At 63.9% G+C, this 18,627-nt stretch carries 16 protein-coding genes and 1 pseudogene; 7 read left to right on the top strand and 10 right to left on the bottom strand.

Annotated elements, in window-relative coordinates; all coding sequences use genetic code 11:
- The first annotated feature begins 27 nt into the window (after positions 1 to 27).
- From FJ424_RS07720 to FJ424_RS07730, 3 genes are read left to right on the top strand one after another with little or no spacing between them, the layout of a single operon-like run.
- Positions 28 to 948 carry a sugar ABC transporter permease gene (locus FJ424_RS07720; protein ID WP_140656515.1) on the top strand — a complete coding sequence of 307 codons (921 nt, stop codon included), beginning with the start codon at positions 28 to 30 and terminating at the stop codon, positions 946 to 948.
- On the top strand, positions 948 to 1,805 hold the full coding sequence (locus FJ424_RS07725; protein ID WP_140656513.1) for a carbohydrate ABC transporter permease: 858 nt from the start codon (positions 948 to 950) through the stop codon (positions 1,803 to 1,805). The genes FJ424_RS07720 and FJ424_RS07725 overlap by 1 nt, the downstream gene beginning before the upstream one ends.
- A gap of 18 nt (positions 1,806 to 1,823) precedes the next feature.
- Positions 1,824 to 3,788, top strand: a complete 1,965-nt coding sequence (locus tag FJ424_RS07730) for a glycoside hydrolase family 127 protein (protein WP_140656510.1) — start codon at positions 1,824 to 1,826, stop codon at positions 3,786 to 3,788.
- Between the two features lie 66 nt (positions 3,789 to 3,854).
- On the opposite strand, the gene FJ424_RS07735 is transcribed toward FJ424_RS07730, so the two are convergent.
- Entirely contained in the window at positions 3,855 to 4,541 is a 687-nt protein-coding gene (locus tag FJ424_RS07735) for a DUF1194 domain-containing protein (protein ID WP_246677176.1), read from the bottom strand.
- Positions 4,542 to 4,844: 303 nt separating this feature from the next.
- Between FJ424_RS07735 and FJ424_RS07740 the strand changes: the two genes are divergently transcribed.
- Positions 4,845 to 6,815 (top strand): BTAD domain-containing putative transcriptional regulator, encoded by a 1,971-nt coding sequence (locus tag FJ424_RS07740; protein WP_140656532.1) that lies wholly within the window; start codon positions 4,845 to 4,847, stop codon positions 6,813 to 6,815.
- 45 nt (positions 6,816 to 6,860) lie between these two features.
- Here the strand turns inward: FJ424_RS07740 and FJ424_RS07745 are convergent, their stop codons facing one another.
- The 6 genes and pseudogenes from FJ424_RS07745 to FJ424_RS07770 form a co-directional block, all read right to left on the bottom strand.
- A complete protein-coding gene (locus tag FJ424_RS07745) occupies positions 6,861 to 7,670 on the bottom strand; it encodes an endonuclease/exonuclease/phosphatase family protein (RefSeq protein WP_181166970.1) in 810 nt (269 codons plus the stop codon).
- A gap of 24 nt (positions 7,671 to 7,694) precedes the next feature.
- Complete coding sequence (locus FJ424_RS07750; protein WP_140656504.1) at positions 7,695 to 9,155, bottom strand: phospholipase D-like domain-containing protein; 1,461 nt, start codon at positions 9,153 to 9,155, stop codon at positions 7,695 to 7,697.
- A 155-nt stretch (positions 9,156 to 9,310) separates the two neighbouring features.
- Positions 9,311 to 9,958, bottom strand: a complete 648-nt coding sequence (locus FJ424_RS07755) for a class I SAM-dependent methyltransferase (protein ID WP_140656502.1) — start codon at positions 9,956 to 9,958, stop codon at positions 9,311 to 9,313.
- Positions 9,959 to 9,995: 37 nt separating this feature from the next.
- Positions 9,996 to 11,018, bottom strand: coding sequence for an aminopeptidase (locus FJ424_RS07760; RefSeq protein ID WP_140656529.1), 1,023 nt, complete (start codon positions 11,016 to 11,018; stop codon positions 9,996 to 9,998).
- Positions 11,019 to 11,189: 171 nt separating this feature from the next.
- Positions 11,190 to 11,378 (bottom strand): annotated as a pseudogene (locus FJ424_RS07765) (hypothetical protein); the annotation flags it as partial.
- Between the two features lie 150 nt (positions 11,379 to 11,528).
- Positions 11,529 to 12,278, bottom strand: a complete 750-nt coding sequence (locus tag FJ424_RS07770) for a DUF899 domain-containing protein (protein WP_140656496.1) — start codon at positions 12,276 to 12,278, stop codon at positions 11,529 to 11,531.
- A gap of 112 nt (positions 12,279 to 12,390) precedes the next feature.
- Between FJ424_RS07770 and FJ424_RS07775 the strand changes: the two genes are divergently transcribed.
- From FJ424_RS07775 to FJ424_RS07785, 3 genes are all read left to right on the top strand, one after another.
- Positions 12,391 to 13,611: a helix-turn-helix domain-containing protein gene (locus tag FJ424_RS07775; RefSeq protein WP_140656493.1), complete on the top strand. Its 1,221-nt coding sequence runs from the start codon at positions 12,391 to 12,393 to the stop codon at positions 13,609 to 13,611.
- A 28-nt stretch (positions 13,612 to 13,639) separates the two neighbouring features.
- Positions 13,640 to 14,644, top strand: a complete 1,005-nt coding sequence (locus FJ424_RS07780; RefSeq protein WP_140656490.1) for an NAD(P)-dependent alcohol dehydrogenase — start codon at positions 13,640 to 13,642, stop codon at positions 14,642 to 14,644.
- Positions 14,645 to 14,745: 101 nt separating this feature from the next.
- Complete coding sequence (locus FJ424_RS07785) at positions 14,746 to 15,387, top strand: DUF5074 domain-containing protein (protein WP_140656487.1); 642 nt, start codon at positions 14,746 to 14,748, stop codon at positions 15,385 to 15,387.
- Between the two features lie 23 nt (positions 15,388 to 15,410).
- Here FJ424_RS07785 and FJ424_RS07790 read toward each other — a convergent pair whose 3' ends face one another.
- From FJ424_RS07790 to FJ424_RS07800, 3 genes are all read right to left on the bottom strand, one after another.
- Entirely contained in the window at positions 15,411 to 16,499 is a 1,089-nt protein-coding gene (locus tag FJ424_RS07790; protein WP_140656484.1) for an acyltransferase family protein, read from the bottom strand.
- A gap of 106 nt (positions 16,500 to 16,605) precedes the next feature.
- The gene (locus FJ424_RS07795) at positions 16,606 to 17,868 is read right to left on the bottom strand and encodes an MFS transporter (protein ID WP_246677177.1); all 1,263 of its coding nucleotides are present in this window, start codon (positions 17,866 to 17,868) and stop codon (positions 16,606 to 16,608) included.
- Positions 17,865 to 18,599, bottom strand: coding sequence for an MBL fold metallo-hydrolase (locus FJ424_RS07800; RefSeq protein WP_140656479.1), 735 nt, complete (start codon positions 18,597 to 18,599; stop codon positions 17,865 to 17,867). Before FJ424_RS07800 ends, FJ424_RS07795 begins: the two co-directional genes overlap by 4 nt.
- Positions 18,600 to 18,627 lie beyond the last annotated feature (28 nt).

Consider the following 18,627-nt stretch of genomic DNA (forward strand, 5'->3'; position numbering starts at 1 on the left):
CGCGAGGGGAGAAGGGGAGGCCCAACCATGACCGCCATCGCCACCACCTCCGCGCCGGCCCGAGCCCGCGCACGCACCAGCCTGCGGCAATGGGTGGGCCTGCTCTATGTCCTGCCGGCCGTCGCCCTGGTCACCGTCTTCTTCGTCATCCCGCTCGGCATGACGGCGTGGATGTCGCTGCACAACTGGCCGCTGATGGGCGAGCATTCCTTCATCGGCCTCGACAACTACTTTGCCATCCTGCGCGACACGCGCTTCTGGAATGCGCTGAAATTCACCTTCTATTACACGGTGATCGTCACCATCGCGATCTTCGCCGTCGCCTTCCCGCTGGCGATCTTCATCGAAAGGCCGCGTCCGCTCACCAATCTCTACCGCACCGCCTTCTTCATGCCGGCGGTGGTGGGTTTTGCTTCGGCAAGCCTGCTCTGGTCGTGGCTCTTGAATGTCGATTCCGGCCTGTTCAGCCCGGCCGCCTTCGACCTCGGCCTGACCGGCAAGAAGGTCAATCTTCTCGCCACCTTCCAGCCGGCCTTCTGGTCGATCATCGCCATGGTGGTCTGGAAGGTCGCCGGCTTCACCATGATCATCCTGATGACCGGTCTGCAATCGATCCCGCAGGATTTGCAGGAGGCCGCCGTCATCGATGGTGCCGGCCCGTTCGCCAGGTTCAGGGCGATCACCTTGCCGCTGATGCGCCGCACGCTGGCGCTGGCGCTGATCCTGTCGGTCGCCGGCTCGATCCTGGCCTTCGACCAGTTCTACATCATCCTGCGCGGCGGCCCGCGCAACCAGACACTGACGGCCGTCTACTGGATCTTCAACCAGTCCTTCGTCTCGTTCAAGCTTGGCTACGGCGCGGCGCTCTCCATGGTGCTGCTGGTCATCCTGGTTGCGCTCAGCCTCATCCAGCTCTGGCTGCTGCGCAAGCCCGAGGGGCTCGACTGATGGCTGAGGCGATGTCGCAAAACCGCAAAGCGGCCTTCAGCCTCGCCAGGCACTCGACCGGCATCGTCGCCTCGGTGCTGTTTTTGGCGCCGATCGTGTGGACGGTGCTGTCGACCTTCAAGCCGGCGCAGGAAGCGCGCCAGCCGCCGCTGCCACCCTGGCCGACCACCGGCTTCTCGATCGAGAATTATCAGACGCTGAACTCCTTCGGCGACGGGCTCTGGGTCTCGGCGCAGAACAGCATCTATGTCTCGGTGATGACGGTGCTGCTCTCGGTGCTGGTCAGCGTGCTCGCCGGCTACGGTTTTTCGCGCTTCCGCTTTCCGTTCCGGGATTTCTTCTTCGTCCTCATCCTGTCGACGATCATGATCCCGTTCCAGTCGATCCTGACGCCGATCTTCCTGGTGCTGACGAAACTCGGCCTGCACAACACGCTGACCGGGCTGGTCTGCGTCTATGTCACGCTGCAGCTGCCGTTCTCGATCTTCATGATGCGCAACGCCTTCGACGCCGTGCCGCGCGAGATTGAGGAGGCCGCGCGCATGGACGGCGCCAACAACGTCACCATGCTGGTGAAGGTGATGCTGCCGCTGGTCTGGCCCGGCATCGTCACCATCGCGCTGTTCGCCTTCCTCGGCGCCTGGAACGAGTTCTTGGCAGCACTCGTGCTGATGACCGACCAGTCCAAATTCACCTTGCCGGTGATGATGACCGCGCTTCAGTCCGGCCGCTTCGGCGCCATCGACTGGGGCGCCGTGCAGGCCGGCGTCACGGTGATGATGGTGCCCTGCCTGATCCTCTTCCTGGCGCTGCAGCGTTTCTACATCCGCGGCCTCATGGCCGGGGCCGTCAAGTAATTCGAATGGAGTGAAATCATGACCGCATCGCAGCCCGCCGCGCAGACCGGCACCTCCGCCAGGCCGAAGCTTGCCTTCCGGCCGCTTCCCGTGCCGCAGGTCGATGTCCGCGGCTTCTGGGGCGACCGTGTCGATGCCGTGGCCGCCAAGACCGCCGGCATCCTCTACGACCGTTGTGTCGAGGCGCGCATGCTGGAGCAGATCGATCCGGACGTGCCGTCGCCGGGTGTCGTCATCCCCTTCCATGTCAGCGACGGTTTTACCGCGCGCACCGTGACCACCCAGATGTTCTGGGATTCCGACTGGGGCAAGACGATCGAGACCGCGGCCTATTCGCTCTACCGCCGCCGAAATCCCGATCTGGAAAAGAAGATCGACGCCGTCATCGACATGTACGGCAAGCTGCAGCAGGAGGACGGCTATCTGTCGAGCTGGTACCAGCGCATCCAGCCCGGCCTGCGCTGGACCAATCTGCGCGACTGCCACGAGCTCTACTGCGCCGGCCACCTGATCGAGGGCGCCGTCGCTTACTTTCAGGCGACGGGAAAACGCAAGCTGCTCGACATCATGAGCCGCTATGCCGACCATATCGCCGACACCTTCGGTCCGGAGCCCGGCAAGCGGAAAGGCTATTGTGGCCATGAGGAGATCGAGCTGGCGCTGGTCAGGCTCGCCCGCGTCACCGGCAACGACAAATATATGAAGCTGGCCAAATACTTCATCGACCAGCGCGGCCAGCAGCCGCATTACTTCGACGAGGAGGCGCTGGCGCGCGGCGCCGACCCGAAGGATTTCCACTTCAAGACCTACGAATACAACCAGTCGCACAAGCCGGTGCGCGAGCAGGACAAGGTCGTAGGCCATGCGGTGAGAGCCATGTACCTCTATTCCGGCATGGCCGACATCGCGACCGAATATGGCGACGACACGCTCAAGGTGGCGCTCGAGCGGCTCTGGGACGATCTCACGACGAAAAGCCTCTACGTTACCGGCGGTCTGGGTCCGTCGGCCGACAATGAAGGCTTCACCAACGACTACGACCTGCCCAACGAGACCGCCTATGCCGAGACCTGCGCCTCGGTCGGCCTGGTGTTCTGGGCGAGCCGCATGCTGGGCATGGGTCCGAACGCGCGCTACGCCGACATGATGGAGCGGGCTTTATACAACGGCTCGATCTCGGGCCTGTCGCTCGACGGCTCGCTGTTCTTCTACGAGAACCCGCTGGAGAGCCGCGGCGGCCACCATCGCTGGAAATGGCACCGCTGCCCGTGCTGCCCGCCCAATATCGGCCGCATGGTGGCCTCGATCGGCAGCTATTTCTACGGCCTCGCCGACGATGCGCTGGCGGTCCACCTCTATGGCGACTCGACCGCGCGCTTCGAGATCGCCGGCCGGCAGGTTACCCTGGTCCAGACCTGCAACTATCCCTGGGATGGCGCGGTCGCGATCGAGGTCGGGCCGGAGGCGCCGATTGCGTTCACGCTTCATCTGCGCGTGCCTGCCTGGTGCCGCAAGGCAGCGCTTCGGATCAACGGCAAGCTGGTCGATCTCGAAGCGGCGACGGTCGACGGCTATGCCGCGATCCGCCGCGAATGGCGCCAGGGCGATAAGGTCGAGCTCGATCTCGAAATGTCGATGGCGCGCCTCTTCGCCAACCCGCAGGTGCGGCAGGACATCGGCCGGGTGGCGCTGGCGCGGGGTCCGCTGATCTACTGCGTCGAGGAAACCGACAATGGCGGCGGGCTGCATCGCATAGCGCTATCGCGCACGGCCAGGCTCGAGGCGCACAAGGAGCCGAACCTGCTCGGCGGCGTGGTCACGCTTTCGGCCATCGGCAGCCGGGCCGAAACGAAGAACTGGGGCCACGATCTCTATCGCCCCGAACCGCCGGCGACGAAGGAGACGAAGCTCAAGGCCATTCCCTATTTCGCCTGGGACAATCGCGACCCCGGCGAGATGCTGGTCTGGCTGAGGGAGGGGTAGGGCACCTGCGTCGTCTCGGCGGGACGAACTTCCGCCAGCAAGTCCTTCACGAATGGGCGTGCAAGCCTACTGGATATTTGCAGCGGAGGCGGATAGTGCCGACGCTCGATCGGGCGTTTCGGCATTCATGCTCACTTCCGTCACCAGCTTGCGGCGCAGGGCCGTGACGTAATCGCGCGGCGCCTTCGGTGACATCACGAAGGCCTGTGAGCCGCCGATAACCGACTGCTCAAAGTAGGAAGCCAGCGGTTGGCGAGGGTCTTCGTCGTCGGCCGGAATGGCGATCGCGTTGATCGTGTAACCCTTGGCGATGGCGTTTTCCCGGCTTGGCTGCACAGGCAGCCCGTCATTGTTCTCGCCATTCGAAGAGATGTCGATCACCTTCTTCATGGCATTTCCTGGAAACTCGTCGAGCAGGAGGCTTCCGACGTCGATTGCCGTCGACACCGAAGTTCCGCCCCGGCCTCGACGGATATGGCCGGTGTCGCCCGTCTTGCTGATCACCGACGCGGCCGCCTTGGCATCGTCCAGTCCGCAGATGCGTGTCCAGGGCAGCACGGTGCGCGAGCGACCCGGGCTCGACCATTCGAAATAGGCCACGCCGATGCAACCGAGATAGTTCTGGGAGATGGCGCGGATGATCTCGGGCGAGGTGAGCGCTTCGGCATGGCCTTCACGCTGCATGTCGGCGATCTTGGGATCGATCGAGGAGGAGAAATCCACGGCGAAGACCACGGCTACGTCGACACGCATCGACGCCAGACCGACGTTGTTTGCATCCGCGACAGGTCCCCAAAGTATTGAGGTCGCGAATGTCGCCAGTCTCAGCAATGAATTGATATGCCTGATCGGCCCCGCATCAGAGCCAAAAGTCCCATGAATACATTCGACCATCTTATTTCCCCCTCTGACAAGAAACTTGTCGAGAAATCAGCTATTCCTCTTTCAGGGGATGCTAAATGAAGTGCGTCACGATAACGCTTGGAATGGCGGGCTTGGCGTTTGCGAGGCGTTAGTTTTGAGTTAGAATTTCGTCAGGCTGGGGGTCCGTTGGCAATGCAGGGTGGGAAAGGCTTCATTGCTGGCAGGATTTCTCTCTTCGGTGGTTTTCGAATTGAGAGGGAAGCTGGCAGTGAGCTCTTGCTGACCGGAAAGCGCGGTGCCGCTATCCTCGCCTATCTTGCCCTTTGTCCCGGTATGGCGGCGCCACGCGAGCGGCTGGCCGACCTGCTTTGGAGCGACAGCGACAGCGAACACTCACGCAACAGCCTGCGGCAAACGCTCAGTGTCCTGCGCCGGGATTTGTCGCGCGCGGGTATGGATATCATCCAGTCCCACAAGGAGCTGATTGGGATAAAGGCAAACGCGGTGCGGGTTGACGTGGAGGACTTCGAAGCCGGCCTGTCCGGCCGGTCCGCTTCGGAGCTCGAAACCACCCTGGCGCTTTATACGGGGCCGTTTCTCGACGGGTTTCATGTCGGCACCAATGTTTTCGACGATTGGGCGGCGCAGGAACGCGAAAGGCTGCTGAGCCGCGCGCTTCCGTCGCTGGAGAAGCTCGCCCGTCTCGTGGATGCCGAAAGCGGGCTTGCCGTGGCCGATCGAATTCTGGCCATGGAACCGACGCGGGAGGAAGCCTACCGGCTGAAGATGGAACTGCTCGTTGCGGGCGGTCAGCGAGACCAGGCGTTGCGAACCTTCGAGGCTTGCAGAAGCGTCTTGAGGAAGGAGTTCGGTGTCGATGTCAGCGCCGAGACACGAACGCTCTGGCAATCGCTGCTTTCCTCCACAGAGTCACCGTCAAATCCGCAGACGGCCAACGGAGCCATCGCCGGTCAGCGCTCGGGACGCCCATCCATCGCCATGGCCGACTTCGTCAATCTGACGGGACAGCGCGGCGACGACTTCTTCGCTAAGGGTCTGGTCCACGATATCACCACGGCGCTCTCCGAGGTGGCCGACTATATCGTTATCTCGGCCCTCGAGAAAAACGGCGAGGAGCCGAGGGCGCAGGACAGCTTGCGGGCGCGTTACACGCTGAAGGGCAGCGTCCAGCGGTCGGGAGACGGGCTGAGGGTGAACATCCAGCTTGTCGATGCCGCGGGTGGCCACAATGTCTGGGCTCAGAAGTTCGACGGCCAATCGGAAAGCGCGCTTCAATTCCAGGACAGGATCGCGCAGTCGGTCGTGCTGGCGGTGAGCCTTGAGCTTCAGTTGACCAACTGGAAGGTTCGCGACAAGAGCCCGCCCGGTCCTCCTGAAGTGCGCCGGCTGGTGAACGAAGCCCTGATGAAATATTTCGAGATGACCCGGGACTCGTTGCTGGTCTCGAAGGATCTCGCCGAAAAAGCTCTGGCGATTGCGCCCGACAACGTCCGCGCGAAACGGACGCTGTCAATCGCGACGACCATGGGGGGTGCGTTCGGCGCCTTGCCTCGCAAGCAAGAGTCTGTCGACCGTGCGATCGAGCTTGCCGAGGACTCGGTAAGGGCCGTGCCCGACGATGAAATTGCCCGCTGCATCCTGTCATTCGCCTACGAATGCGATGGCCGGATCGACGAGGCGATCGTGCAATGCCAGCACGCAATCAGCCTCAATCCGAGCTATCCCAGCGGCCACGGCGATATTGCGATGCTCTTCGCGCTGCGCGGACAGGTCAGCGAGGCGGTGCGCGCGGCCAACGAAGCGATCCGGCTTGGAACGCATGACGTCATCGACTTCTGGCGCCACCACGGCCTGGTTTTGGCGCTGTTTGCCGGTCAGGACGATCGGCGGGCACTCGAAGTCGCCCGCAAGGTGGTCAGGACAAAGCCGGGATTCGTGCGCGGCGCCCTTTATTGGGCGGCAACCGCTTCGGCGACAGGGAACAATGAAGAAGCCTCGCGGGCCATCCATCACTGTCTGTCACAGCTTCCACATCTCAACCTGGGCAATGTCGCTCCTGGGTTCATGCCCCGCTATGTGAGGGACGACCATCACGGCAGGTTCCTCGAGATGCTGTCGAGAGCCGGCCTTCCTAGCTCCTGATCCGCGAACCTTCGACGGACCGAAGGCCACTCTTGCATGGCACCGCTACAAATGCACGAACGCCGTCAGCGGCAGGTGGTCGGAGGCGACGCGCGACAGCGGCGTGTCATGCGCCTCGACGCCTGAAACCAGATCGTGCCGGTTGCCCATGATGCGATCGAGCGCCAGCACCGGCAGGCCGGATGGGAAAGTCGGCACCGCCGGCGGCGTCGGGCCGAATGTCGTGTGCAGCGTGTTCAGCGCCGAGCGGTTGCCGAGCCGCCATTCGTTGAGGTCGCCGAGCAGCAGCGTCGGCCTTTCGTCGGCGCTGCTCATGATGTCGAGCACGACGCGTGCCTGTTCCGAGCGCGAGCGGCGCAGCAGGCCGAGATGCGCGGCAATGACTCGTAGCGACCGTTTCTCGTCGAGATCGATCTCGGCGACCAGCGCGCCGCGCGGCTCCAGCCCCGGCAGCTTGATCTGGTGGACGTCGCGCACGCTGCCGCGCTTGAACAACAGCACATTGCCGCGCCAGCCATGTCCCTTGCCGTTGCCGATGACCGGCACCGGCACCAGCCCGGTATCGTGTTCGAGGCGGGCGAGATCGAGCAGACCGGCGCGGTCGCCGAAGCGGTTGTCGGCCTCCTGCAGGGCGATCACGTCGGGGCTTATTTCGCGGATGACGCGCCCCGTCCGATCAGGATCGAACCTGCGGTCGGTGCCGATGCATTTGTGGACATTGTAGGAGGCGACGACGATCTCGGCGCCGTTGACGCGCTTGCGCGGCGTCGCCCGCGCCTTGCGCGCGCTTCTGCCGCGGATCGAGAGCAGCACCGTCTCGGGCAGACTGCGTCCTTTGATATCGTCTATCTCCATGATCCCGATGCTCGATTTCCTGCTCTAAAGATAGGGCGATCCCAGCCACAGCAAACGGTCGAAGACGCGGATTATGAACGGTCTTTCCTTCAGCGTCTGCAGCGTCACCGGCTGGGCCGTGGAGATGGCCGCCGCGATGCGGGCGTCGATCTCGGCGGCGAAGTTTTCATCCAGGACTTCCATGTCGATCTCGAAATTCAGCCTCAGCGAGCGGGCGTCCAGATTGGAGGAGCCGACATAGGCCCACACGCCGTCGATCGCCATCAGCTTCGAATGGTCGAACGAGCCTTCGTGGCGCCAGACGCGGCAATAATGTTTCAAAACCTGGTCGAACTGCGCCGTCATCGCATGGTCGACGAGGAAAAGGTTGTTCACCGCCGGCACGACGATGTCGATTTCGACGCCGCGCCGGCCGGCCGTGGTCAGCGCGCTGATGAATTCGCGGTCCGGAAGGAAATAGGGCGACATGATGCGTATCGATTTGCGGGCCACCGAAAACGCGCCCATCAGCAGCTTGAGATTGGTTTCGTTGGATGCGTCCGGCCCGGTCGCCACCGCGCGTACCAGCATCGGCTGTCCGGGCGGCGGCACCGCGCGCTCGACCTGCCAGGGCCCGTCCTTCAGGGCCTCGTTGCCGGCAAAGCGCCAGTCCTCGGCGGCAACCGAGAACAGATCGGCCACCACCGGCCCAGTGACTTCGAAATGCGTGTCGCGCGAACTGTCGGAACCGGCGAATTCGGTCGAGAATCCCTTGCGGATGTTCATGCCTCCCGTGAACGCCACCGTGCCGTCGACGATCAGGATCTTCCTGTGGGTCCTGAGGTTCGCATAAGGAAGTCTCAGGCCCATGACGATGTTGCCGTTGAAGAGATCGACGGTGACGTCGGCTTCCCTGAACTGCTTCAGGATGCTGGGCACCGAGTAGCGCACGCCGACGGCGTCGATCAGCACCCGCACGGTGACGCCGCGCTTGACGGCATTGCCGAGCGACTGCACGAAAAGCGCGCCCACCGCGTCATTGTCGAAGATATAGGTTTCGAGCAGCACGCTTCTTTGCGCCGAGTCGATCGCCCGGCACATCGCCGCATAGGCCTCATCGCCGGTCTTGAGCACGGCGATGGTGTTTCCCGATGTGAGCGGACGCCGCGCCACCCTGTCGCCAAGCGTCTTCAGCCCGGTGAAGCGCTGGCCGAATTCGGCGCTGATCAGGGCTTCGAGCGCGACGTCGCGGTCGTGCCTGGCGGCAGCCGCCTCGCTGGAAACGGGACGCATGGCGCTGATCGTCGCGCGGCGGATGCGGTTGATGCCGGCGATGGCGTAGATGATCGCGCCGAGAAAGGGTGACAAGAGCATCACGCCCACCCAGCCGGTGGCGGCGCGCACGTCTTCCTTGGTCATGATGGCGTGGACGATGCCCACCGCCGCCATCGCCAGCGACAGGATCAGGATAAGCGTGGACCAGTGACTCGCAATCGCCTCGAACATCGGCTCGACTATTGTGCGAGCCGGCGCGGAAGGCAATGCGGGTGAGTTGTTCCCGCGCTCCTTCGGATACCTGAGACCAGGTGGCAAGAACCGCGGTCATGCACTCGGCGAGTTCCGGGACTGCGATCGAGCGATACATCGGCGAGGCCGCCGGCCTAAAGCTTCCTGAAGAAGCCCGACAGAATGTTCGGACCCGCTTCGCCGGGCCGCAACCTGATTCCGTCCTCGAAGCAGTTCAGCGTCACGCACTCGAAGCCGCTGGCCGCGAGGAGCGCTACCAGCGAGTCGCGGTCGAAATGGTGCAGGTGCTCGTTGGGCAGCCGCATGCGCCACTTGGCGAACCATGTATCGCCGTCGGCGCCGAGCTCGCGCCAGCGGCAATAGGGGACGGCGACGGCCAGGTGACGGGTCTGAAGGCGCGAGAGGAAACTGAGATCCGGGATGTGCTCGAGCACGTCGAACATGGCGACGAGGTCCCAGGTGCCGGCGAGCGCCTGATCCCAATCGACGAAGCGAACCCCCTTGGGCAAGGGGAATTCAGCGATCTCGCAGCCGGCGCAATCGGCGACGCCGGTTATCTTGGCGGCTTCGATGAATGTGCCGGTGCCATATCCGATTTCCAGCACCGAGCGAGGAATCTCGCCGGTAATGCCGAGCACCCAGCCAAGCCGCTGATAGCCGAGCTTGATGGTCCGGTCGCTCAGGTCCTCGTAGTAGGAAATGTATTTCTTGTCGTATTTGATCGGCGTGAAGTCGATCTGGTGGATCACGCCGAACCTGTCCACCTCATAGTTGTCCAACATGTCCGCGCGGCCTCCGGATGCCGAGTTCCTTACATGGTCAATGACACGCAGCCACGGTTCTAAGCGCCTCGGCACGTGAAGGCGCGGGCAAAGCCCCGATCCGCCGAACAGAGGCGTAGAACCTTGGATAGTCGCCGGAGCACAAGTCGAGCAAGCGAAGAAACGCCGGAACCTCTTCGCTGTAGACGGCGGTCGCGGCAAGCTTTGCGTTGTTGATCGGGCTATCGAACCAGGCGTCGTATCCGCGGTATCCGGCCCATCGCTTGCCGCGCATTTGCCGGTAGCGTATCCGCAACCTGTCGATCGTGGCGGCTTTGGCGGCCGCCATCCGCTCCGGGCTGCGCGGGCTTCCATAGACCTGGCTCAACTCGTCCCGGGTCTTCGATATCAGTCCGAGAAAATCCGCCTTGCGCTTGCGATCGACTTCGTAACTGCGCAATCCGGCGCGATTGCCGGTGGCGCGCAGCCATTTCCTCGTACCAGTGGTTTCGACGGCAACCGCGAAAGCCTCGTTGAACGCGGAGTCGCCGTTCACATAGACTTTCTGATGCGCCAGCTCATGGAAGACAAGGCTTGCCAGATAGGTGTCGTTCTGACGCAGCATGGTGCTGAGCAGCGGGTCGCTGAACCAGCCCAGCGTGGAATAGGCCGTGATGCCCGTCACATAGACGTCCAGCCCCTGTCGCTGCAGTTCAGCGGCATTTTCGAGCGCGTCCTTGCGCGAAAAATAACCCTTGTAGGGAACGCAGCCGAACACCGGAAAGCACCATGTTACCGGCGCGAGAGAGAATTGCGGCGCGGCAAAGACCGCCAAGGTCACGTCGTTCCGACCGACGTCGACATAACTGCGATAGCTGCTGTTATCGGGCAGCGCCAGTGCTTCCGTGGCAAAGCGACGTATGGCGCTGGCCGAGGTCAACTTGGCGCGCAACGCCTCTGGCGTCGAAGGATCATGGATCAGCTTCGCAACATTCTTGCGGGCAGCCATGATCCCGACATGGCCTTCCAGTGATTGCGCATAGTAGGAAATGCTGGTGCACCCGGTCATGCCGGACGCCATGATCGCAGCGGCAAGCAATCGAAAAACGCGCTTCACAGCTTGCCCACCGCCTGCTCATCTCCCATGGAGCAAATGTCTCCATTTGCTCCCCTGTCTCAGGCGCGTCTATTTTCGTCAAGACCTGGAGGGTAGCGGTTCGGATTTTCGATTTTCTCAGCGCTCAATGAAAATCTAAACCCGCCGCGCAACCAGCCGCAGCCACGGCGCGAGATGGAACGCTGCCATCAACAGATACATCGGCACCATGCCACTGAGCGCCGAGGCGCCAGACATGCACATCATGTCGTGGCCGCCATAACCAGCCGTCAGCAACGCCATTGCTGCGAAGGTGGGCGCCGCGGCGAGACAGAGCCAGTCGGCGAGGCCGAAGCCGCTCAGGCCGGCCGGGCGAGGGGAGTCGATGCTCATGATATCCACCTTCTGAAGCGGGCAGGTTTCAAGCCCATAGGAACAAGGGCGAAGCGATCGGCTACGGCGGCGCAACTCCACGCCGCCGGTTCCGCTTCATGCTCAGGCGTTCTTGTTGCGGAACGCCGCTTCGCCGGCATCCGACACCTCGACCCATCTCTGGTCGGGCGCGGCACCTGCTTCGTAACTGTCGTGCCAGTTCCACCATTTGTAGGTCTGGGTCTGCGGATAGCCCTCGGGCGAATCCTCCCACACCTCCTGACGGCCGAGTGGCGTGACGTCGAGATAGCTCCACACGGTGCCGAAGGCTTCGTCGCCGCGGTTGTTGACGAAATAGGTGCGGAAGATGCGCTTGCCGTCATGGATGAAGACGTTGTGGCCGTGCCATTCGTCGACGCCGAAATCCTTATCCCAGCTGTCGGTGATCGTGTACCAGGGCATCTTCCAGTCCATGCGCTCCTTCAGCCGCTGGATGTCGGCCTGCGGCGCGCGCGAGGCATAGGCAAGCGTGGTGTCGCGGGCGTTGAGGTGCGCGAGGTTGCCGACCTGGTCGGCGCCGAGCGAGCAGCCGCGGCAGGCATGTTCGGGCCAGCCAAAGACGCCGGGCTCGAAGAAGGCGCGGTAGACGACAAGCTGCCGGCGGCCTTCGAACAGGTCGAGCAGGCTCGCCTTGCCGTTCGGGCCTTCGAATACATAGTCCTTCTTGACTTCCATCCACGGCATGCGGCGGCGTTCGGCGGCCAGAGCGTCGCGGGCGCGGGTGACGGCCTTTTCCTTCACCAGCATCTCTTCATAGGCGCCTTCCCACGCTTCCTGCGAAACGACCGGCGGTGTCTTCATGTGTTGGGTCATTGCTCTTGTCCCGTTCTTGGGTTTGGTTGGGGGTGACGAGGACAGACATAAGGCCGCATCCGGCGATGGTGAGAGTTACAAGTGTGGCGCGATTTGCTGCAGCGGCGGCGGCATGGACTCGCTGATCAACGCCGCCGGCCGCGCGCTTGCCGCGGGCGATCCGCTCGGCGCCTTGAAGCGCGTCGCGCTGCGCGACGATGCGCCGGCGCTGGCGCTGCGCGGCATCGCCATGGCGCAGCTCGGCGATTTTGCCAAGGCCAAAGCCTTGCTGAAGGACGCCGCCCGCGCCTTCAGCCCGAGGGAAGCGGTAGCGCGTGCGCGTTGCGTCGTCGCCGAGGCCGAGATCGCGCTGGTCTCGCGCGACCTTGGCTGGCCGGAGAAGGCTCTGCGATCCGCCCGTGCGACGCTCGCCGCGCGGGGCGACCGGCTGAACGCTGCCTATGCCGGCAGTCTTGAGGCGCGCCGCCTCATCCTGATCGGCCGCCTCGACGAGGCCGAGCGCCTGCTGGCGGACTTCGATCCGGCGCCGCTGCCGCCGGTGGCGCGCGTCGCGCATGAACTGGCGGCCGCCGGCATAGCCGTCCGCCGCCTCAGGACCAAGGCGGCGCGCTCGGCCTTCGGCCGGGCATCGCTTGCCGCTTATGAAGCCAACATCCCGGCATTGCAGGCCGAAGTCGAAGCGGCGTCCCTGGTGCTGAACACGCCGGTCGGCCGGCTGATCGCGCGCGGCACCGAGAAAGAACTGCTGCTCGACGAGGTCGAAGCGCTGCTGACCTCGGGCGCGCTGGTCGTCGATGCCTGCCGCAACGTCGTGCGCCAGGCCGACGCGGTCGTTTCGCTTGCGACCCGGCCTGTATTGTTCGCGCTGGCGCGCACGCTTGCCGAGGCATGGCCGGCGGATGCCTCGCGCGAAGTGCTGCTGAGGCGCGCCTTTCGCGCCAGGAACGCCGATGAATCGCATCGCGCGCGGCTCAGGGTCGAGATGGGACGGCTGCGCGCCGAGCTCGCCGGGCTGGCAGAAATCAACGCGACGGGCGCCGGTTTCACGCTCACGCCGGTCAGCGCCGCGGAGGTCGTCGTGCTGGCGCCGCCGGTCGAGGAGGAGCACGGTGCGGTGATGGCCTTCCTGACCGATGGCGAGGCCTGGTCGAGCTCGGCTCTGGCGATCGCGCTTGGCGCCAGCGCGCGCACCGTCCAGCGTGCGCTGGAGCAGCTTTCGGCCGAACACAAGGTGCAGGCCGTCGGCCGCGGCCGGGCGCGCCGTTGGATGATGCCGCCGGTGACCGGATTCCCGACTGTGTTGTTACTCCCGGGTCCGCTGCCCAGCGACTAGTTTCCCGATACTGGATCGAGGAGACGTCATGAAACTGATCAGATTGCGGGCGCCAGGCGGCCTGGAAAAACTGGAACTGGTTGAGGAGGATCGGCCCGAAGCCGGACCGGGAGAGTTGCTGGTCCGGATCCGGGCGTGCTCGCTGAATTTCCACGACAGCATGGTTGTCACGGGCAAGAAGCCCTGCGCCGACGGTCGTATTCCGCTATCCGATGGCGCGGGCGAGGTGGTTGCTGTCGGGGACGGTGTCGAAGCATTCAAGGCTGGCGATGCCGTCGTCAGTTGCTATTGGCCCGATTGGCTGGGCGGCGAGGCTTCGCGCGCGAACAAGCGGGGCGAATTGGGCGACGATCTCGATGGCTATGCGCGGGAGTATGCGTGCATGCCCTGGCAGGCTTTCACGAAGGCGCCGGCGGGTTACACCCACGTGGAGGCGGCTACACTCACTTGCGCCGGGGTCACTGCCTGGAGAGGCCTGGTGGTGTGCGGTCAGGTGAAGCCCGGCGATACGGTGCTGATCCTCGGCGCAGGCAGCGTGTCGCTGTTCGCGCTGCAGTTCGCCAAGATGGCCGGTGCCCGTGTTGTAGCTACATCCTCCTCCGACGCGAAACTCGAAAAGCTACGGCGACTCGGCGCCGATGCTCTCATCAACTACAAGGCCGTGCCGGACTGGGGGAGCAAGGCGAGGGACCTGACCGATGGGCGCGGTGTCGATCATGTAGTCGAGGTCGGCGGTCCAGGCACGCTGGCCCAGTCGATAACGGCTTGCAGGATAGGCGGCCACATCGCTCTGATCGGGGTGTTGACCGGCTTCGCCGGAGAAGTGTCGATCCCGGCGCTGTTTTCCAATCAGATCCGCGTTAGTGGAATTTCCATCGGGAACAGGGCTGACCAGGAAGACATGGTCCGGGCGATAACGGTCAATGGCCTCAGGCCCGTGATCGGTCGCAGTTTTCCGCTGCACGAAATTGCTTCGGCCTTCAGGTCGTATGAGAGCCAAAAGCATTTCGGCAAGGTCTGCGTCGAACTTTAAGGCGCCGGCTTCGGTAAATTCGCGACTGTGTTGTTACTCTCAGGTCTGTAGCCGGGCGGCTAGAGTCGAAGCTGACACAAGAGATCGATGGAGATTGGAAAATGAAACGAGCCGCTGCCGAGATCCTGCGTGAATTCGGACCGTTCCCCGGCGTCGAGCGCATCAACGGCGTTACCTATGACGGCGAAAATGTCTGGTTCGCCAGTGGCGACAAGCTGAACGCACTCGATCCCGACAGCGGCATGATCGTGCGTACGATCGATGTCGCCTCACATGCCGGTACTGCCTTCGACGGCGAATATCTCTACCAGATTGCCGAGGATCGTATCCACAAGGTCGACCCGAAGATCGGCAAGGTCGTCGCAACCATTCCTGCCCCCGGCAACGGCGGTGACTCAGGCATGGCCTGGGCCGAGGGTTCGCTCTGGGTCGGCGAATACCGGGCACACAAGATCCATCAGATCGATCCTGAAACCGGCAAGGTGATCCGCACGATCGAATCGAAGCGCGTCGTCACCGGCGTCACCTGGGTCGATGGCGAGCTCTGGCATGCCACCTGGGAGGGCGAGGAGGGCGATCTGGTGCGCGTCGATCCCGACACAGGCGACGTGCTGCAGGAACTGGCGATGCCCTCCGGCGTGTCGGGGCTGGAATCCGACGGCGGCGGCTGTTTCTTCTGCGGCGGCGGGAGCAGCGGCAAGATCAAGGCCGCGCGGCGCCCGGGACACGGCAGTGGCAAGTAACGCTAATGGATGGGGCGGCCTGATCAGGCCGCCTCGCGTGCCGGCCGCGGCATGGGCTTGCTGGAGGCCTTGGCGGCGTTCGGCGCGTCGACATGCGCCCAGGCCGGCCGCTCGAACAGGAAGGTGCCGAAGCCGATGCGCTTGACGATGAAGTAGAGCACCACCGGGCTGACGACCGAGACGAGCAATACGGCGAGGCTCAGCATGCCGGTGTCGGTCAGAAGGCCGCTTGCCAGCATGACACCGCGGAAGATCGACATCGGGATGGTGAAGGCGACATAGACGACCAGTGAATGCTCGCCGAGCCAGCGCAGCCATTCCATCGAGGCGAATTTCGACAGGAAGCCGCCGGCGACGCAGAGCGCCACCGCGCCGGCGACGGCAAGCGACAGATGCAGCGGCGGCCATGCCGCCAGGCCCATCTGCATGCCGACCGGCTGCACGGCGTAGCCCGGCGAATAGACGAGCAGGCCGTTGACGAGCGCCCAGGCAAGCAGGCCCGCAACGGCGATCGCCGAGCGAGCCTGTGTCCATTCGACCAGCCGGAATATCAGCGGCGCCAGGACGAAGCCGAGATAGAAGAACACGAAATAGGCCGCGAACTGCTCGAGCGCGTAGCTGTCCGGCTTCGGCGCCCACATCTGCAGCGCGGCGGCAGCCAAGATGACGATCCAGTGCGGCACGCGAAGCTCCCGCAGCGCGCGTATGACGATCCCGAAAACCGCCAGCATGTAGATGAACCACAGGACGCCGTAGGGCTGGACGGCGGCCATCGCCAGATCGTGCAGCATGCCGGCGGGGTCGCGGCTGAAGATGCCGATCTTCAGCCCGATCGAGATGATCGCCCAAAGCACATAGAAATAGAGGTAATGGACGACGCGGCGGTCGACATAGCGCCGCCATGGCCGGTCGATCACCTGCGACAGGAACAGGCCCGAGATCAGAAAGAATTCCGGCATGCGGAACGGCGTCGCGAAGCCGATGACATAATGCAGGAAGCCGACACCGCCGGTGTATTCACCGGTGTTGTAGGCGGCATACATCATCACCACCAGGAGGATGGAAAGACCTTTTGCCGTATCCACCCACGGCATGCGGTTTGGATTGCTCATGAACGATCTCGAGGAAATTCAACTGCCGCAATTGTAGCGGACGGGCGCGTGCCCCGCAGCAACAAGCTTACGATATCGTAAACGGAAGCCTTGCCCGGGGCCGATGTTAACCATCGTCCGACGCTGAAACCAGGGCGGCGACGCGCGTCTCGCGCATCGCTATCGCGACGATCGCACCCGACAGGAAGGTCAGCGCCGCGATTGCCCCGATCGCCGCGGAGAAGCCGAAGAAGTCGGCGATCAGCCCTGCCGACAGCGCCCCGATCGCATAGCCAAGATCGCGCCAGAAGCGATAGACACTGAGCGAGCGCGCCCGCCAGGAGGGATGCGATGCGTCCGACACCGCCGCGATCAGGCACGGATAGACCATCGCCGTGCCGAGGCCCAGCAGCAGGCTCGCCAGCAGCCACCAGCCGAAATCGCGCGTCATGGCGGTCAGCAGAAGCCCGGCCGCCTGCACCCACATGCCGGCGACGATCAGCCCCTTGCGGCCCCAGCGGTCGCTCAGCGGCCCGGTCGCGACCTGGAGGATGCCCCACACCGCCGGATAGACCGCCTTGAGAATGCCGATGCGCTCGATGCCGAGCCCGTTGGCAACGAAGAAGAGCGGAAACAGCCCCCAGCTCATGCCGTCGTTCAGATTGTTGACCAGGCCCGCCTGCGAGGCCGCGAACAGGTTGCGATCGCCAAACGAGGTCCGCATGAAGATCTCGCGGAAGCCGAGCGGCGAAGCTGCTTTCGGATGGTTCGCCAGCTCCAGCCGCACATGCTCGCGCGTGTCGCGCACAAGCAGGATCGATAGCGCGGCACCCAGGATCGCATAGCCGACGCCGAGATAGATCGGCACGGGACGAAAGCCGTAACGGCTCGCGAGGTAGCCAGTCAGGAATGCGGTGACGCCGACGGCGAGGTAGCCGGCGAACTCGTTGAGGCCGACGGCGAGCCCCCGCGATTTCGGCCCGACCAGGTCGACCTTCATGATCACCGTCATCGACCAGGCGAAGCCCTGGTTGATGCCGAGCAGCGCGTTGGCGGCGACAATCCAGCCCCAGCTCGGTGCTGAGATGATGATGAAGGGCACAGGCAGGCCGAACAGCCAGCCCAGGATCAGCACGCGCTTGCGGCCCCATCTGTCGGCGAGCTGGCCGGAGACGAGGTTGGCGCAGGCCTTGACCACACCGAAACTGACGATGAAGGAGACGACCAGCGTGGTGGAAGCGACGCCAAATTCCTCCGCGCCGATCAGCGGCACCACGGTCCGCTCGATACCGACCATGCCGCCGACGAAGGCGTTGATCAGCACCAGCAGCGCGAACTGCTTCCAGTTGGCCTTGAGGCCAAGCGCGACGGCGGGCGCCGCTGTGCTCAAGATTTCGCCCCGGCGTTGATGGCCCGGATCCGCGCTGCCTCCGGCGGCGGGGGAGGGATGTCGGCAGTCATCGCGGCCACGAACTCATCCTCGTCCTCGATGCGGAAGGCCTTGTTGAAGCGCCGTTCGAAGCCGATGGTCGATGTCGGCTTGCCGCTCAGCGAGCGGCCGCAGACAGAACCGGAATAGGCGCCGGGCAGCACCTCGATGTGATCGGGCAATTCCTTCAGGCGACGCACGCTGGCGTAGAGCGCGCGGGCGCCGTCCTCGGCGTTTGAAGCAAGCTCGGTGCGGCCGAGATCGCCGACCATCAGCGTGTGCCCGGTGAGCACGAACCAGGGTTCGGTCGATCGCGTCCGGTCGGTGACCAAAAGGCTCAAATGTTCCGGCGTGTGGCCCGGCGTATGCATGACGGTCGCCGTCACATTGCCAAGCTCCAGCACCTCGCCGTCCTTGACGCGCCGGAACGGGAAGTCGGCCGCAGCGCCTTCGAAAAGCACGTATTCGGCGCCGGTCGCCTCGGCAAGCGTACGCCCCACCGAGATATGGTCGGCGTGGATATGCGTGTCGACGACATAGAGGATGCGCATGCCGGTCGCGCGCGCCGCCTCGACATAGGGCGCGATGTCGCCGAGCGGATCGACCACGGCCGCGGAAGCCTTGCCGCCGCAGCCGAACAGGTAGGAGGCGGCCACCACCGGGTCGCTATGCAGGAACTGCCTGAGAATCATCGCTTTTTCCTCCGATCAGGCGAACGTG

The sequence above is a fragment of the Mesorhizobium sp. B3-1-8 genome, assembly GCF_006439495.1.
Taxonomy (GTDB): Bacteria; Pseudomonadota; Alphaproteobacteria; order Rhizobiales; family Rhizobiaceae; genus Mesorhizobium.

What these genes read in the sequence shown, in the direction of transcription:
- FJ424_RS07720 (WP_140656515.1), top strand. Translation starts at nt 28, where the DNA reads ATGACCGCCATCGCCACCACCTCCGCGCCGGCCCGAGCCCGCGCACGC.
- FJ424_RS07725 (WP_140656513.1), top strand. Translation starts at nt 948, where the DNA reads ATGGCTGAGGCGATGTCGCAAAACCGCAAAGCGGCCTTCAGCCTCGCC.
- FJ424_RS07730 (WP_140656510.1), top strand. Translation starts at nt 1,824, where the DNA reads ATGACCGCATCGCAGCCCGCCGCGCAGACCGGCACCTCCGCCAGGCCG.
- FJ424_RS07735 (WP_246677176.1), bottom strand. Translation starts at nt 4,541, where the DNA reads ATGCGTGTCGACGTAGCCGTGGTCTTCGCCGTGGATTTCTCCTCCTCG.
- FJ424_RS07740 (WP_140656532.1), top strand. Translation starts at nt 4,845, where the DNA reads ATGCAGGGTGGGAAAGGCTTCATTGCTGGCAGGATTTCTCTCTTCGGT.
- FJ424_RS07745 (WP_181166970.1), bottom strand. Translation starts at nt 7,670, where the DNA reads ATGGAGATAGACGATATCAAAGGACGCAGTCTGCCCGAGACGGTGCTG.
- FJ424_RS07750 (WP_140656504.1), bottom strand. Translation starts at nt 9,155, where the DNA reads ATGTTCGAGGCGATTGCGAGTCACTGGTCCACGCTTATCCTGATCCTG.
- FJ424_RS07755 (WP_140656502.1), bottom strand. Translation starts at nt 9,958, where the DNA reads ATGTTGGACAACTATGAGGTGGACAGGTTCGGCGTGATCCACCAGATC.
- FJ424_RS07760 (WP_140656529.1), bottom strand. Translation starts at nt 11,018, where the DNA reads ATGGCGTCCGGCATGACCGGGTGCACCAGCATTTCCTACTATGCGCAA.
- FJ424_RS07770 (WP_140656496.1), bottom strand. Translation starts at nt 12,278, where the DNA reads ATGACCCAACACATGAAGACACCGCCGGTCGTTTCGCAGGAAGCGTGG.
- FJ424_RS07775 (WP_140656493.1), top strand. Translation starts at nt 12,391, where the DNA reads ATGGACTCGCTGATCAACGCCGCCGGCCGCGCGCTTGCCGCGGGCGAT.
- FJ424_RS07780 (WP_140656490.1), top strand. Translation starts at nt 13,640, where the DNA reads ATGAAACTGATCAGATTGCGGGCGCCAGGCGGCCTGGAAAAACTGGAA.
- FJ424_RS07785 (WP_140656487.1), top strand. Translation starts at nt 14,746, where the DNA reads ATGAAACGAGCCGCTGCCGAGATCCTGCGTGAATTCGGACCGTTCCCC.
- FJ424_RS07790 (WP_140656484.1), bottom strand. Translation starts at nt 16,499, where the DNA reads ATGAGCAATCCAAACCGCATGCCGTGGGTGGATACGGCAAAAGGTCTT.
- FJ424_RS07800 (WP_140656479.1), bottom strand. Translation starts at nt 18,599, where the DNA reads ATGATTCTCAGGCAGTTCCTGCATAGCGACCCGGTGGTGGCCGCCTCC.